Genomic DNA, 1,295 nt, shown 5'->3' with positions numbered 1-1,295 from the left:
ATGAAGCTACCTTTATCCGTATTGGTAAAAGGCACATCAATCCCTTCTAATCCAGTTGAAGATTTGAACATTGATTTAGGCAAACCAATTGTATTCGCCTTACCGTTTCGCTCAAGCGTCGACCTACTGACACTACAAAAGCATGCGCTAGAACTGGGTTTACCGGATCCGTTAAGCAAGCTTGAAATCGGTGGTAAATCACTGCCACGCTACGTTTTCATCTCTTCACGTAAAACGCTGCTACAAGATGATGATTACGTCCCAGCCTCTTCTATTGAAGTCTTCTCTGAGCTGCTTGCACTGCATGCTGACGACTCAGAGCTGGATGTGCAAGTTATCCCTGCAACTGTATTGTGGGGCCGTAAGCCTGGTAAAGAGAATAACCAGAAGCCTTACCTACAAGCAATGAACGGCTTAGAGAAATCAATCGCTGTTTTAATTGCTGGCCGCGACTGTCTAGTACGATTCAGCCCTGTGGTATCTCTGCGTTACATGGCAAATTCACACGGCACCGACAGCACTATCGCACACAAGCTGGCGCGTGTAGCTCGCATTCACTTCTCACGCCAAAAACTGGCAGCCTCTGGTCCTAATCTGCCAAGCCGTCAAGCATTGTTCGATCGCCTACTAAAATCAGAAGCGATCAAGAAGGCGATTGAAGACGAAGCGAAGTCAAAGAACATCTCCATTGAGAAAGCGAGCAAAGAAGCTCAAGACATCATGGATGAGATCGCAGCGAACTTCTCTTACTCACTGATCAAACGTGGCGAGAAGATTCTAGGTTGGTTGTGGAACAAACTGTATCAAGGCCTACATATCAACAACGCTTCAACCGTTCGTAAGCTGGCACAAGATGGTCACGAGATTGTTTATGTCCCTTGTCACCGCAGCCATATGGACTACTTACTGTTGTCTTACGTGCTTTACCATGAAGGCATGGTGCCTCCGCATATCGCTGCAGGTATCAACTTGAATTTCTTCCCTGCCGGTCCGATTTTCCGTCACGGTGGTGCGTTCTTCATTCGTCGTAGCTTTAAAGGTAATAAGCTGTACTCAACGATCTTCCGTGAGTACCTAGCTGAGCTGTTCGCTAAAGGCTACTCGGTAGAATACTTTAGTGAAGGTGGCCGTTCTCGTACCGGTCGTCTGCTACAAGCGAAAACCGGCATGCTAGCGATGACGATTCAGGCAATGCTGCGTGGCATGAACCGCCCAGTAACGTTAGTGCCTGTTTACATCGGCTACGAGCACGTAATGGAAGTAGCGACTTACGCAAAAGAACTACGTGGTAAGCG

Annotated in this window: 1 protein-coding gene; it reads left to right on the top strand. The window is 47.6% G+C overall.

The genetic code is table 11. The features are described from left to right. On the top strand, positions 1-1,295 hold a 1,295-nt coding region (gene plsB / locus A3712_RS07990; RefSeq protein WP_063522996.1), incomplete at both ends, for a glycerol-3-phosphate 1-O-acyltransferase PlsB.

This window comes from Vibrio sp. HI00D65, assembly GCF_001635455.1.
In the GTDB taxonomy this organism is placed as follows: Bacteria; Pseudomonadota; Gammaproteobacteria; order Enterobacterales; family Vibrionaceae; genus Vibrio.
The sequence above is the reverse complement of the archived record's forward strand: the minus strand, read 5'-3'. Positions and strand labels throughout refer to the sequence as shown.